Below are 13,687 nucleotides of genomic sequence, written 5' to 3' on the forward strand. Positions count from 1 at the left end.
CCCGCCGGTCCGGCGCCCGCAGGCGCCGGACCGGTCAGCGGGTGACCGTGGAGGCGTGCTCGTTCGTGCCGGCCTCGAGCCGCTCGCGCTGCGGGACGACGACGTACTTCGGGTCCTTCGTGCTGGCGATGCCGGCCTCGAAGACGCCGAACCGGGTGAGCAGCGACCCGGCCGCGAGAAGCGTCCCTGACGCAATGGCGCCCAGCCGGGTGCGCCCAGCGACCACGGTCAGCCCGGCGCCCACGGCGGTCGCCGTCTTGGCCGCCTGGATGAGCTTGCCCGGTCGCCCCTCGTGGAACGGCTCGCTGACGATGCCGTGGTCGGTCTCGACCTTGTGCATCGCGGCCAGCTCGATCGCGGCCCCGGCGACCGCCATCTTGCGGGCCGGCCCTCCCTCGTCGACCGGCACGAAGACCATCGAGATCCCGCCGCCGGCAGCCATCGCCGAGCCACCGAAGACGTAGGGCAGCTGGGTGTGCGCCGCGTGCCACGACGGCACGGCGGTGTTGGCCAGCAGCACGCCGGTGTAGGTCGCCAGCGGGCCACCGAAGATCGCCGAGACCACGCCGCCGAACCGCTTGAGCCGCGGGAACCAGCCGAGGAGCTCGACGGCCGCGGTCGCCCCGGCCGCCGCGCTGAACGGCGAGAGGATGTAGGTGCCGACCGACAGCGGCGACGTCGGCTTGAGCACCCGCAGCATGTGCAGGAACCGCTCGGGGCGGCCCAGGTCGTGCACCAGCGCGACGACCGAGAGGATCGAGCCGGCGCCGGCGGTGTACCGGCCGACCCTGGTCAGGTTCGGCCGGTCGGTCAGGTCGGCGATGGCGGCGAGGATCGACGAGGACCCCGCCGCCCCGCCGAGGAACAGGTAGAGCGGCACGTCCGGCGACTTCCACACCGGCGTCTTGACGATCTGTCGGCCGTAGTACGAGGTGAACTCGACGTCGTCGACCATGGCGATCTCGCCGCGGCTGCGGCCACCGCCGCGCTTCCGCCGCTTCTTGGTGGTGTGCTGCGTCGCCGGGCCGCGGTCGGCCTGGCGCCAGCCGGCGCCCGGGCTGGTGATGCCGCCGGTCATGTCAGCGCCTCCGCGAGCCGAGCACGGCGGTGACCGCGACCCCGACCATCATCACCGCGGCCTTGCCGGCCGCCTTCCACATGGCCGGCAGGTCGCGGGTGGTGACGATCGGGTCCGGCGGCAGGCCGTAGACCTCCGGCTCGTCGAGCAGCAGGAAGAAGGCGCCGTCGCCGCCGACGCCGTCGTTCTCGTCGCGCCCGTAGAGCCGCGCGGTCTCCACGCCCTGCGCCTTGAGCGTCGCCAGCCGTGCGTCGGCGCGCTCCTGCAGCTCGTCGAGGTCACCGAACTGGATCGACTGCGTCGGGCACGCCGTGGCGCACGCCGGCATCAGCCCGTCGGTCAGCCGGTCGTAGCACATCGTGCACTTGAAGACCCGGCCGTCGTCCTTGCGCTGGTCGATGACGCCGTAGGGGCAGGCCGCCACGCAGTAGCCGCAGCCGTTGCAGATGTCGCCCTGCACGACGACGGTGCCGAACTCGGTGCGGAACAGCGCACCGGTCGGGCAGACGTCGAGGCAGCCGGCGTGCGTGCAGTGCTTGCACACGTCGGAGCTCATCAGCCAGCGGATCTGCTTGTCCGCGCCGGTCTGGCCGGTCTGCGGGTCGAACTCGCTCAGCGCCTCGGCGTTGAGCACGCTCTGCTGCGCGTTGGCCAGGCTGACGTCGTCGCCCGCCGTCGCGGGGGACGGCCCGTGGTCGTGCCGGTCGTCGCCGGGCCGGCCGAAGGTCGGCATCGGCAGGTCGACCGCACGGGACTGCTCGATGAAGGCCACGTGCCGCCACGAGTTCGCGCCGAGCTGCCCGGTGTTGTCGTAGGACATGCCGGACAGGCCGAGGGCGTCCCGCTTGCCGTGCGAGTCGTCCATCGGGAGCGTGTTCCACTCCTTGCACGCCACCTCGCAGGCCTTGCAGCCGATGCAGACCGAGGTGTCGGTGAAGAAGCCGACCCGCTTCGGGTGGTCGGGCTCATACCCGGCCTCCTCGGCGACGTCGGGCAGCGGCCCGAACAGCCGGTTCTTGACGTCTCGGATGCCGCTGAGGCCCGGACTGGCCGAGCTGACCGAGGTCACGCGGCGGCCCTCCTCTTCTGGTGCGTCATGAGATGGTCGAGCCCTCTCCGGCCTCGGCGGCGACGGGGTCGCGGCCGTTGGTGCCGACCTTCCCGGACTGGACACCGGCCCGGCGGCGGAAGCCCTCGACGAACTCGAGCAGCTCCGACCCGCGCGGACGGCGTCCCGGCAGGATGTCGCAGGAGCTGACCTTCGACTCCTGGATGTGGGTGTTGGGGTCCATGACGATGCCCAGCAGGTCGTTGGCGGCGTCGCCGGTCGAGATGCCGCTGTAGGACCAGTGGTAGGGCATGCCGATCTGGTGCACGACGGTGCCGTCGCGCAGCTTGATCGGCCGGACCCGCTCGGTGACCAGCACCTTCGCCTCGACGGCGGTGCGCGCGCTGACCAGCGTCGCGTACTCGCCGTTGGACAGGCCCCGCAGCTGGGCGAGCTCCGGGCTGACCTCCACGAAGAACTCCGGCTGGAGCTCGGCGAGGTAGGGCAGCGTGCGGCTCATGCCGCCCGCGGTGTGGTGCTCGGTGAGCCGGTAGGTGGTCACCTGGAACGGGTAGACCTCGCTGCGCGCGGGGTTCGCCCGGTTCCACGGGCCCTCGATCATCTCCAGCGTCGGGTTGGCCTGCTGCTTGTACAGACCGTTCTCGACGACGGACTCCGCCGGCTCGTAGTGCGTCGGCAGCGGACCGTCGACGACGCCGGCCGGCGCGAACAGCCACGCCTTGCCGTCGCCCTGCATGACGAACGGGTCGTTGCCGGCCAGCGCGTCCTGCGCCTTCGCCCCCTCCGGCGGCACGTAGTCCGGGCGCTTCTTCTTCTCGAAGTCGGGCACGTCGAGACCGGTCCACTCGCCGGCTTCCTCGTCCCAGTACACGTACTTCTTGCGCTCGCTCCACGGCTTGCCGTCGGGGTCGGCCGAGGCGCGGTTGTAGAGCATCCGGCGGTTGAGCGGCCACGCCCAGCCCCACTCGGAGGCCACCGGGCCCTGCTCCTTGCCGGGCTTGCGCCGGTCGGCCTGGTTCACACCGTCGGCGTAGACGCCGCAGTAGATCCAGCAGCCACCGCTGGTCGAGCCGTCCTCCTTCATCTGCATGTAGGAGTTCAGCAGCGCGCCGTCGGGGCCGAAGCCGTTGATCTCGCGCAGCACGGCGTCGGCGCTCGGGTCGGCCGTCTCGCCCTCCACCGGGTAGTCCCAGGTGAGGTCGAGCAGCGGGCGGTCCCGCGGGTCGGTGGAGCCGGCCAGGCGCTCGCGCAGGATGCGGCCCAGGTGGAAGTAGAACCACAGGTCGCTGCGGGCGTCGTTCGGCGGCTCGACCGCCTTGTGCCGCCACTGCAGCACCCGCTGGGTCTGCGTGAAGGTGCCTTCCTTCTCCACGTGCGTGGCGGCCGGCATGAAGAAGACCTCGGTGCCGATCGTGTCGGGGGACATCTCCCCCGTCTCGATCTCCGGGCCCTCCTTCCAGAAGGTCGCCGACTCGATCATCTGCAGGTCGCGCACGACCAGCCAGTCGAGGTTGGCCAGGCCGAACCGGTTCATCCGGCTGTTCGGGTGGCCGACCGTGGGGTTCTCGCCGACCAGGAAGTAGCCGGAGACCTTCCCCTTGATCATGTCGGCGATCGTCCGGTACGAGCTGTGGTCGCCGTTGATCTTGGGCAGGTAGTCGAAGCAGAAGTCGTTCTCCGCCGTCGCCTTCTCGCCCCACCAGGCCTTGAGCAGGCTGACCATGTACGACTTCTTGTTGCCCCAGAAGCCGGCCTTGCCCTCGGCGTCGGCGACGTACTCCTCCAGCGTCGTGTGCTGCATCGCGTGCGGCATCGGCAGGTAGCCGGGCAGCAGGTTGAACAGCGTGGGGACGTCGGTGGAGCCCTGGATGCTGGCGTGCCCGCGCAGCGCCATGATCCCGCCGCCGGGGCGGCCGATGTTGCCCAGCAGCGTCTGCAGGATCGAGCAGGTGCGGATGTACTGCGCGCCGACGCTGTGCTGCGTCCAGCCCACCGAGTAGACCCACGCCGTCGTCCGGTCGCGCTTGCTGTTCTCGGTCACCCACTTCGCGACCTGCTCGAACACCTCCGGCTCGACACCGCAGACCTCGGACACCATCTCCGGGGTGTAGCGGGCGAAGTGCCGCTTGAGGATCTGGAACACCGACCGCGGGTGCTGCAGCGTCTCGTCCCGCTTGGGCTTGGCCGCTATCGGCGGCCCGCCGCTGCCGGCGGCCTGCGCACGGTCGGACTTCTTGACGTCGGGGTGCTGGTCGGTCCGCTTCTGCTCCGCGGCCTCGCCGGGCTGGTCGGAACCGGAGTTCGGCGGCTCCTCCGGCTCGTACTGCCAGCTGGCCTCGTCGTACTGCCGGTTCTCGGCGTCGAAGCCGGAGAACAGGCCGTCGAGGTCCTCGGAGTCGACGTACTCCTCGCTGACGAGCGCGGCGGCGTTCGTGTAGGCCGCGACGTACTCCTTGAAGTACAGCTCGTTGCTCAGCACGTAGTTGATCAGCCCACCGAGGAACGCGATGTCCGTGCCGATGCGCAGGGGCACGTGCAGGTCGGCGATCGCGCTGGTCCGCGTGAAACGCGGGTCGATGTGGATGATCTTGGCGCCGCGCGCCTTGGCCTCACCGACCCACTGGAAGCCCACGGGGTGGCACTCGGCCATGTTCGAACCCTCGATGACGATGCAGTCGGAGTTCGCGAGGTCTTCCAGGAAGTTCGTGGCACCGCCACGACCGAACGAGGCACCCAGACCGGGCACCGTCGCAGAGTGCTATATGCGGGCCTGGTTCTCGATCTGCACAGCGCCCAGGGCGCTGTACAGCTTCTTCATCAGGTAGTTCTCCTCGTTGTCCAGCGTCGCGCCGCCGAGGCTGGCGAGGCCCATCGTGCGGTTGACCCGCTTGCCGCCGTCCTCCTCCTGCCAGCCCTTGCGCCGGGCCTCCAGGACGCGGTCGGCGATCATCTCCATCGCCGTGTCGAGGTCCAGGTCCTCCCAGTCCGTCCCGAAGGGACGGCGGTACTTGACCGTGGTGACGCGCGTGGGGCTGGTGACCAGCTGCTTGCTGGCGCTGCCCTTGGGGCACAGGCGCCCGCGGCTGATCGGCGAGTCGGGGTCGCCCTCGATCTGCGTGATCTTCTCGTCCTGGACGTACACCTTCTGGCCGCATCCCACGGCGCAGTAGGGGCAGACGCTCTTGACGACGCGGTCAGCGGTGGCGGTGCGCGAGACGACGGACTCGGTGCCCTTGCTGCGGGCGGCCTTGCCACGCCCCAGCGGGTCCGAGCCGGTCAGCTGGCGGTACACCGGCCAGCTATCGAGCCAGGTCTTCACCCCTGGCACTCTGCCACTCGTTCGCCGCGGTGGCGCGCTGGCGGTCCCCTTGCGTGTCAGGACCGTCCGGAATTACCTGCCCTCAGAGGGGCAGGACCGGGAGGTGCGCCGGCGCCCCGGCCACACCGGGCAGCCGGTACACGTCGCGCCGGCCCTCGTCGGCGGCCCGGTAGGCGTAGCTCACCTGCTGCCCGCCGGGGAGCGTCACCCGTGCCGCGGTGCCCGCCGGGTCCATGCCCGGGGGCACCTCGGCACCGGCCAGCGCCAGCAGCTGGGGCAGCCTTCCGCGGGTGACGACCAGCGCGCCCGGCGGCAGCTCCTCGATGGCCGCCACCATGGCCGCGGTCTCCACCAGCGTCGCCCGCCGGTCGGCGCCCACCTCGACCACCGACGGCACCAGCAGCCCGGGCAGGAGGCTGCCCGCCACCGCCGCTCCCACGAGCACCGCCAGCTCGGCGCGCACCAGCAGCAGCCCGCCCAGCAGCCAGGTCATCGCGACCGCGGGCATCAGGTAGCCGGCGTCCACGGGCAGCAGCAGGAAGGCGGCCAGCTGCGCGACGACCGACGTCACCAGGGCCAGGACCCACACCCGCGCGTCCCCGGCCGGCACGGGCCGCCCGCGCCGGGCCCAGCGGACGGCGGCGGCCCCGGCGACGACGGCCAGCCCGACCGCGCCGGGCACCCCGGCAGGGCCGGCGACGAGCAGCCGCACCGTGCGCTCGAGCTGGAAGGGCTCGGTCGCCGCCGTGATAAGCCCCGGCCCGAACGTGGCGAGCGGGACGGCGAAGAGGGCCAGCGACACCGCCGCGGCGGCGGCGCCCAGGGCCAGGACCCGGCGCAGCGTCCACCACGGGACGAGGAGGACGACCACCAGCACAGCGGTGGCGGCCGCGGCGCTGCTGGGCCGGAACGCCACGGCCAGGCCGACGAGCACGCCCGCCGGCACCGGGCGCTGCCGCCGCACCGCCAGCAGCGCGCCCCCGAGCGCGGCCAGCGCCCAGGTGTAGTCCATGAAGGCGGTGCTGTTGACCCACACCACGTTGGTCAGGGCCAGGCCCGCGCCCACCAGCGGCCAGGCCCGCACGCCGAGGTCGCGGGCGAGGGCGGCGAAGGCCACGACGCCCGCGGCGGTCACCAGCGTGGTTAGGGTGGCGAACACCCACCACGGAAGGGCGTGCAGGGCGAGGGCGACCGCCTCCATGCCCGGGTAGCCCGGCGGGCGCGACGGCGTGTACGTGCCGCTGTCGGCGGTGATCCGCCCGGCCAGGTAGATCCGCCAGGCGTCGGGGTCGCGGCCGAGCCCCGCCCCCGGGACGAACGGCAGCCGGGTCAGCACGACGCCGACGGCCAACGCCAGGTAGCCGAGGCGGTGGCGTCGTGCGTCCGGCGTGCCGCGGGTCAGCTGCCCGGCGTCGCGCTCACGAAGGCGCAAGGCGCCCGGGCCACGCCCCGCCCAGCATCCGGCGCGGCTCCGGCGCACGGCCGGAGGCGGCCAGCCGGACCGCCTGCGCCCGGCGCTCGGCCGACCTGCGCATCAGCACCTGCGCCTGGGCGGAGTCCTCCGTGCGGCGGGCCCGCTCGGCCAGGACCTCCGCGGTCTCCAGCAGCAGGGCGACCCTCCGCCTGCGGTCGGGCACTCCCCCGCCGGCCTCGCTGCGGGGTACCGGGAGACGGTCGGACCTCTTGGCTGAGGGCATGACGCGATGGTCCTGCGCTCAAGCACTGCGCGCGACTCGGCAGCCGGGGGCGGCTCAGAGCTGCGTGGACACCCCCGCCGCGACCAGCGCGCTGCCGATCCGCTGCGCCAGCGCGGCATGCCCCGCGTCGGTCGGGTACGTGCCGTCCGGCCCGACCAGCGCGGGGTCCGCGCCCTCGAGCCAGCCCTCGTTGAGCGCGTCGACGAAGGTGGCCCCGACCTCGGCCGAGGTCGTCTGCAGCGCCCGGTTGACGGCGAACACCCCTGCCGGCTTCCGGCCGGGCCAGAAGACCCCCACGACCAGCACGCGGGCGTCGGGCAGGGCTGCCCGGAGCTCGCCGAGGGTGCGCCGGACGCCGTCCTGCACCTGCGCGACCGGCGCGTTCACGTCGTCGTGCCCCCCGGCCACGACCACCACCTCGGGACGGGCCGCGACGATCTCGGGCACCCGGTCGGCGAAGGACTGCGCCTGCTCCCGGCCGGCGGCGAAGCCCGTACCGCCGACGGCGTAGGAGGTCACGTCCCAGGGGAACTGCTCGGACAGCAGCGCCGGCCAGCGGCTCTCCTCACCCGAGTCCATGGCCGAGCCCGCGGTGTAGGCGTCCCCGAGCACGGCGATGCGGACGCGCTCCTCGTTCGTCTCCCCCGACTCCGCGGCGGTCCCGGGAGCCGAGGTGGTCGCCCGTGGCGAGGCCTCCGACGGCGACCCGGCCGCTGTCCGCTCGGCCGGGTCCACGCGTCCCCGGTCGATGGCGACCGGCAGGCCGATGGCGAGGAAGAGGGTGCACACGGCCATGAGAGCGACCGCCCACCACGGTGGCCGCTCGAAGCCCTGCAGCATGTGGACGAGATTACGCGACCGAACCGTTCCGACTGCCCGGTGGCCGGGGACGACCAGGGTCCCCCGTCCGGGTGACGGATCCGTAACGAGGGCTGCAGCAACGGGCCTTGCCTCCCGACAACGATGACGTGACGACCGCCCCCGATCCGGGGCAGCCCGCGGCTGCAGGCCTGGTCGCGCCCCGCAGTGGGCGCACCGGGCTCCTCGTCGTGCTCTCCTTCGCCGTCGCGCTGGTCGCCGTCGTCCCCGCGTTCCTGCCCGGGCACCCGCTGCTCCAGGGCCTCAGCGCCCTGCTCGGCCTCGTGCCGATCACCGCGGCGCTCACCGCCGTGTGGCGCCGGTACCAGCGGCTCACCGGCGACCTGCGCGCCAGCCACGCCGCCTTCCGCACGATCGTGAAGAGCAGCGTCGACCCCGTCGTCATCGTCGGGGGCGACCTGCGCATCACCTTCGCCTCCCCCGCGATCGCCTCGCTGCTCGACGTCGACCCCGGCTCCCTCAGCGGCCTCCCGCTGGTCGACGCCATCCACCCCGACGACCGCGCCGGCCTGTTCGGCTCGCTGTCCGCGCCCCCCGGCGAGGGCGGCGAGTTCGCCGTCCGCACGGCTCGGGTGCGCACCCGCGACGGCCAGTGGCGGCTGGTCCAGGCCACCGTGCGCGACCTGCGCGCGGACCCGGAGATCGCCGCGCTGGTCCTGTACTGCCGCGACGTCACCGCCCGCGGCCGCGGCGTCGACCCCGAGCTGCTCGAGCTCTCGCTCGCCGACCCGGTCACCGGGCTGCCCAACCGCACCGCGCTCAGCCGCCGGCTGGCCGCCGTCCAGCGGCAGGTCGCCACCCACCCGGTGGCCCTGGCCCTGCTCTCGATCGACGGCCTGGCCTCCGCCACCTCCCGCCCGGGGAGCGAGGAGACCGTGCTGCGCGTGCTCACCTCGCGGCTCACCCGCGAGCTGCGCGGCGAGGACTGGCTGGCCCGCGGCAAGGACGGCGACTTCGTCGTCCTCGTCGACGGCACCGTCTCCGACGCCGAGGTCGTCGCCACGCGGCTGATCACCACCCTCGGCTACGTGGCCACCCCCGCCGGCCCGCTCACCGCCACCGCCGGCGTCACCGGCCTGGCCCCCGACATCGACCCCGGCGAGGCCCTGCGCCGCGCCGACCTCGCCCTCTCCAGCGCCCGCGCCGCCGGCGTCGGCTCCGTGCACCGCTACGACGACGCCCTGCGGATCGCGCAGGACCGGCGCAGCACCCTCGCCGTCGACCTGGCCGGGGCGCTGGCCCGCGGCGAGCTGCGGCTGGCCTTCCAGCCCGTGGTCGACGTCGTCATGCACCGCACCGTCTCGGTCGAGGCCCTGCTGCGCTGGCGGCACCCCGAGCTCGGCGACGTCTCCCCCCAGGAGTTCGTGCCGCTGGCCGAGGAGTCGCCCCTGATCACCGAGCTCGGCCGCTGGGTGCTGTTCGAGGCCTGCGAGACCGTCGCCCGGCGCACCGACGACGAGCTGTCGGTCGCGGTCAACGTCTCCGCGCGGCAGATCCGCAGCGGCGAGCTCGTCACCGACGTCGTCGCCGCGCTGGAGGCCAGCGGCCTGCCCGCCACGCGGCTGATCGTCGAGATCACCGAGTCAATGCTGCTCGACGCGCACGTCGCCGGTGACCTGGAGACCCTGCGCGAGCTCGGCGTCCGCGTCGCGCTCGACGACTTCGGCACCGGCTGGTCCTCGCTGGCCTACCTGGTCGGCATGCCGGTCGACGTCCTCAAGATGGACCAGCACTTCCTGGCCGACGTCGAGACCGTCCCGCAGCGCCGCGCCCTGTGCCGCGCGGTCCTCCAGCTGGGCGCCAGCCTCGGCCTGCCCGTCATCGTCGAGGGCGTCACCACCCCCGGCGAGCTGCGGCTCATCCGCGACATGGGCCACCGCTACGTGCAGGGCTACGCGTTCTCCCGCCCGCTGGAGGTCGACCAGCTCGCCGCCGGTGCGTGGCGCACGGTCCCCGAGCTCGCGGTCGCCACCTCGCCCGAGGTGACGGCATGACCTGGCTGCGCGAGGTCCCCGTGCAGCTCCGCTGGACCGTCGTCCTGGGTGCGGTCGGGCTGGCCCTCGCCGTCCCGTTCAGCGCCCCGGACGGCACCGGCATGCAGTGGGACGAGCTCGTCCTGGGCTCGGTCGCCGCCAGCTGCGCCGTCATGGTCTTCCGCCGCCTGCGGGTCATGGAGCGGGCCGCGGCCCGCCCGTGGTGGCCGCCCGCGGTCGGCGCCGTCGGCTTCGCCGTCGCCCAGTTCCTGGCCGGCTCGTTCCCCGGGCCGGAGTTCGACGGCTTCGGCGTCGACGACGTCATCCTGCTGCTCGGCGCCACCTCACCGCTGGTCACCTGCGCGGTCCAGGCCTGGCGGGTCATCCGCACCCGCTGGAGCGCCCTCGCCGTCGACGGCGCGGTCGTCGTCGTCGCGATCCTGGTCATCACCGAGGTGCTGCGCACCCCGCTGGTCAACCCGGCGAACGCCCCCGAGGACCTGCGCTCCCTCGTGCTCACCTACGGCGCCTACGCCGCGGTAATGCTCGGCGGCGCCGGCGTCATGTGCACCGTGTCGACGGCGGCGATGCGCCGCTCGGCGACCACGCTGCTCGTCGGCGTCGCGCTGCAGGCCTCCGCGGCCGGCGCCGAGGCGATGGCCATCGTCAGCCCCTCGTGGGTCTGGACGGCGGCCTCCGACAGCGCCGTCGCCGCGGCCCTGCTCTGCGCCACCCTGGCCGCCCACCGGGCACCGCTGCACTCCGTCGAGCGCACCGCGCGCGCCTCCGCCCCGCAGATCAGCCCCGCCGGCCTGGTCCTCGTCGTGGCCGCCGTGCTGGGCATGCCCCTGGCCCTCGGCGTCGGCGTGCTGCAGGGCGAGCCCCTCAGCACCGCCGCCGAGCTCGGCATCGCCGTCGTCCTCCTGCTCGTTGGGCTGCGGCTCGTGCTGCGCATCCGCGAGGACAGCCGCGTCACCGAGGACCTCGTGCGCAGCGAGGAGGACTTCCGCGAGCTCATCGAGTCCAGCTCCGACGGCATCGCGATCATCGACGCGCAGTTCCGCCTGCTGTTCACCTCGCCCGCCGCCCGCGACCTGCTCGGCATCGACGGCGCCACCGCGCGCGACGTCTCGCTGCTCGACCTCGTCGTCCCCGAGGACCGCGACGCCGTGCGCGCCGGCACGCGCGCCCAGGCCGCCGGCGACGGCTCCGCCCTGCACTTCCGCGTGCCGGTCGACGGCGCCGAGCCCCGCGAGCTGGAGGTCACCTCCTCCGAGCGCCCCGGCGGCAGCCGCCGCGTGCTCTACCTGCGCGACGTCACCAGCCGCCGGCTCCGCGAGCGCGAGCTCGAGCGCATGGCCTACACCGACCACCTCACCGGGCTGCCCAACCGCGTCCTGCTCTTCCGCGAGCTCGGCGTCGTCTCCGACGACCCGCGCGCCCTGCTGGTGCTCGACCTCGACGGCTTCAAGGCCGTCAACGACGTCGCCGGCCACGAGGCCGGCGACCAGCTGCTGGTCGAGGTCGCCCGGCGGCTGCACACCGTCGTCCGGGACGACGACCTGGTCGCCCGGCTCGGCGGCGACGAGTTCGCCGTCCTGCTCAGCGGCTCCGTCGCCGACGGCGAGGAGGTGGCCCACCGCGTCGTCGACGTCATGGCGCGGCCGTTCCGCGCCGGCGGCCAGACCTTCGCCGTCGGCGCCAGCGTCGGCGTCTCCACCCTCGCCACCGTCGGCGGCCAGGCAGCGTTCCGCGCCGCCGACGCCGCCCTGCGCGAGGCCAAGCGCGCCGGCAAGGGCTGCGTCCGGCTCGCCGAGACCGACGCGCTGGTCGTCTCCGGCATGGAGGACCTGAGCTTCGCCGCGGCCCTCGCCCAGGGCACGCTGAGCCTGCGGATGGACACCGCGTGCAACGCCGAGGGCGGCATCGACCTGGTGCACGCCACCCCCGTGTACGAGCACCCCGTGCGGGGCGTCGTCCGGGGCCTGGAGCTGTGGTCGGTCGCCGACCGGTTCGGCCGCATCCCCGACCTGCAGCGCTGGCTGCTGCGCCAGGCCTGCGCCGGCATCGCGCTCCTCGACGAGCCGTCGCTCGGCGTCGCCGTCAGCCTGCCCCCGGGTGCCGCCAACGCCGAGGGCCTGGCCAACGAGGTCGCGGCCGCCGTCGCCGACGCCGGCATCGAGCCCTCCCGGCTGGTGCTCTCCTTCACCGAGGAGACCCTGATGACCTCCTCGGCGGCCCTCGTGCCCGAGCTCGAGGCGGTCCGGCGCACCGGCGTCCGGCTCTGCCTCGACGGCTACGGCATGGGCCACAGCATCTGGGCGCTGCTCGCCCGCGTGCCGCTGGACCTGGTGCGGGTCGAGCTGTCGTCGCTGGCCACCCGGGACGACACCGACCGCGCCCTCACCGTCCTGGCCTCGATCGCCCGCACCACCGAGGCCCTCGGCCTGCGCTCCATCGCCGGCGGCATCGCCACCGCCGAGCAGCGCGACGGCGCCATCGCCGCCGGCATCCACCTGCTGCACGGCCGCGCGCTGCCGTACGACCTGACCGTCGAGGACCTCGCCTCCCAGCTCGCCGCCGGGCACGCCGTCCCCCGCTGACGCCGGGCCGCGCGGGAACCCGCCGTGACGTTCGCGTGAACACCGGGGGGTCGCCCTGGTGGCGTCCCGACCCGGTGGACGACAGTGGACGCGTGAGACCCGACGCCCGAGCATGGTTCGAGGAGCGCACCAGCACCGCGACCTCGCTGGCCGACCTCGACCCGGCCGCCCTGCTGCGCGCCAAGCGCCGCGGCGGCCACCGCGTCAGCGTCGTCCTCCCCGCGCGCAACGAGGAGGCCACGGTCGGCCGCCTCGTCGCCGACCTGCGGGAGCACTGGGTCCGCCGCGTCCCGCTGGTCGACGAGCTGGTCGTCATGGACTCCGACTCCACCGACGCGACCGCCGCCGTGGCCCGGGCCGCCGGCGCCGACGTCGTCGCCACCGCCGACGTGCTGCCCGCCCACGGCAGCCGCCCCGGCAAGGGCGAGGCGCTGTGGAAGTCACTGGCCGCCACCAGCGGCGACCTCGTCGTCTTCCTCGACGCCGACCTGCTGGGCGACGTCACCCACTACGTCCCCGGGCTGCTCGGCCCGCTGCTCACCGACCCGCAGGTCCGGTACGTGAAGGGCTGCTACACCCGGCCGCTGGAGGTCGACGGCGCGGTCGTCCCGGCCGGCGGCGGGCGGGTCACCGAGCTGACCGCGCGGCCGCTGCTCAACGCGCTGTGGCCCGAGCTCGCCGGCTTCGTCCAGCCGCTCGGCGGCGAGTACGCCGGCCGCCGCGACGCCCTGGAGCGGGTGCCGTTCGTCGCCTCCTACGGCGTGGAGGTCGGGCTCCTCGTGGACCTGCTGCGCGCCGGCGGGCTCTCCTCCCTCGCCCAGGTCGACCTCGGCACCCGCCGGCACACCTCCCAGGGCGTCGAGGCCCTCGGCGAGATGGCCGGGCAGGTGGTGGCCACCGTGCTCTCCCGCGCCGCCTGCTCGCGCGAGCCCAGCGGCCGGCTCACCCAGTTCCGGCACGACGGCGTGGGCTTCGTGCCCCGCAGCAGCGACGTCGCCGTCGACGAGCGGCCCCCGATGGCGACGGTCCCCGAGTACCGCGCCCGCCTCGCCGGCTAGCCGCGCGCCTC

8 protein-coding genes and 1 pseudogene are annotated in these 13,687 nt (G+C 74.1%); 3 read left to right on the forward strand and 6 right to left on the reverse strand.

The window, feature by feature from the left end; genetic code table 11:
- Window positions 1-34 precede the first annotated feature (34 nt).
- From nrfD to E4P43_RS00290, 6 genes and pseudogenes are all read right to left on the reverse strand, one after another.
- Entirely contained in the window at window positions 35-1,078 is a 1,044-nt protein-coding gene (gene nrfD / locus E4P43_RS00260) for an NrfD/PsrC family molybdoenzyme membrane anchor subunit (protein ID WP_135143413.1), read from the reverse strand.
- Window position 1,079: 1 nt separating this feature from the next.
- Complete coding sequence (locus tag E4P43_RS00265; RefSeq protein WP_135143414.1) at window positions 1,080-2,147, reverse strand: 4Fe-4S dicluster domain-containing protein; 1,068 nt, start codon at window positions 2,145-2,147, stop codon at window positions 1,080-1,082.
- A 25-nt stretch (window positions 2,148-2,172) separates the two neighbouring features.
- Window positions 2,173-5,475: pseudogene (gene fdh, locus E4P43_RS00270) on the reverse strand (formate dehydrogenase).
- Window positions 5,476-5,548: 73 nt separating this feature from the next.
- Complete coding sequence (locus E4P43_RS00280; RefSeq protein ID WP_135143417.1) at window positions 5,549-6,898, reverse strand: hypothetical protein; 1,350 nt, start codon at window positions 6,896-6,898, stop codon at window positions 5,549-5,551.
- On the reverse strand, window positions 6,885-7,163 hold the full coding sequence (locus E4P43_RS00285) for a hypothetical protein (protein WP_135143418.1): 279 nt from the start codon (window positions 7,161-7,163) through the stop codon (window positions 6,885-6,887). Before E4P43_RS00285 ends, E4P43_RS00280 begins: the two co-directional genes overlap by 14 nt.
- A 54-nt stretch (window positions 7,164-7,217) precedes the next feature.
- Window positions 7,218-8,003 (reverse strand): SGNH/GDSL hydrolase family protein, encoded by a 786-nt coding sequence (locus E4P43_RS00290; RefSeq protein WP_135143419.1) that lies wholly within the window; start codon window positions 8,001-8,003, stop codon window positions 7,218-7,220.
- A gap of 128 nt (window positions 8,004-8,131) precedes the next feature.
- Here E4P43_RS00290 and E4P43_RS00295 point away from each other — a divergent pair, with 128 nt between their 5' ends.
- The 3 genes from E4P43_RS00295 to E4P43_RS00305 all read left to right on the forward strand — a co-directional run bounded on the left by E4P43_RS00295 (window position 8,132) and on the right by E4P43_RS00305 (window position 13,676).
- On the forward strand, window positions 8,132-10,036 hold the full coding sequence (locus E4P43_RS00295; protein ID WP_135143420.1) for a GGDEF domain-containing phosphodiesterase: 1,905 nt from the start codon (window positions 8,132-8,134) through the stop codon (window positions 10,034-10,036).
- Window positions 10,033-12,618: a diguanylate cyclase gene (locus tag E4P43_RS00300; protein ID WP_135143421.1), complete on the forward strand. Its 2,586-nt coding sequence runs from the start codon at window positions 10,033-10,035 to the stop codon at window positions 12,616-12,618. The genes E4P43_RS00295 and E4P43_RS00300 overlap by 4 nt, the downstream gene beginning before the upstream one ends.
- A 92-nt stretch (window positions 12,619-12,710) precedes the next feature.
- On the forward strand, window positions 12,711-13,676 hold the full coding sequence (locus E4P43_RS00305) for a glucosyl-3-phosphoglycerate synthase (RefSeq protein ID WP_135143422.1): 966 nt from the start codon (window positions 12,711-12,713) through the stop codon (window positions 13,674-13,676).
- Window positions 13,677-13,687 lie beyond the last annotated feature (11 nt).

It is taken from the genome of Blastococcus sp. TF02A-35, from assembly GCF_004571075.1.
In the GTDB taxonomy this organism is placed as follows: Bacteria; Actinomycetota; Actinomycetes; order Mycobacteriales; family Geodermatophilaceae; genus Blastococcus.

What these genes read in the sequence shown, in the direction of transcription:
- nrfD (WP_135143413.1), bottom strand. Translation starts at nt 1,078, where the DNA reads ATGACCGGCGGCATCACCAGCCCGGGCGCCGGCTGGCGCCAGGCCGAC.
- E4P43_RS00285 (WP_135143418.1), bottom strand. Translation starts at nt 7,163, where the DNA reads ATGCCCTCAGCCAAGAGGTCCGACCGTCTCCCGGTACCCCGCAGCGAG.
- E4P43_RS00290 (WP_135143419.1), bottom strand. Translation starts at nt 8,003, where the DNA reads ATGCTGCAGGGCTTCGAGCGGCCACCGTGGTGGGCGGTCGCTCTCATG.
- E4P43_RS00300 (WP_135143421.1), top strand. Translation starts at nt 10,033, where the DNA reads ATGACCTGGCTGCGCGAGGTCCCCGTGCAGCTCCGCTGGACCGTCGTC.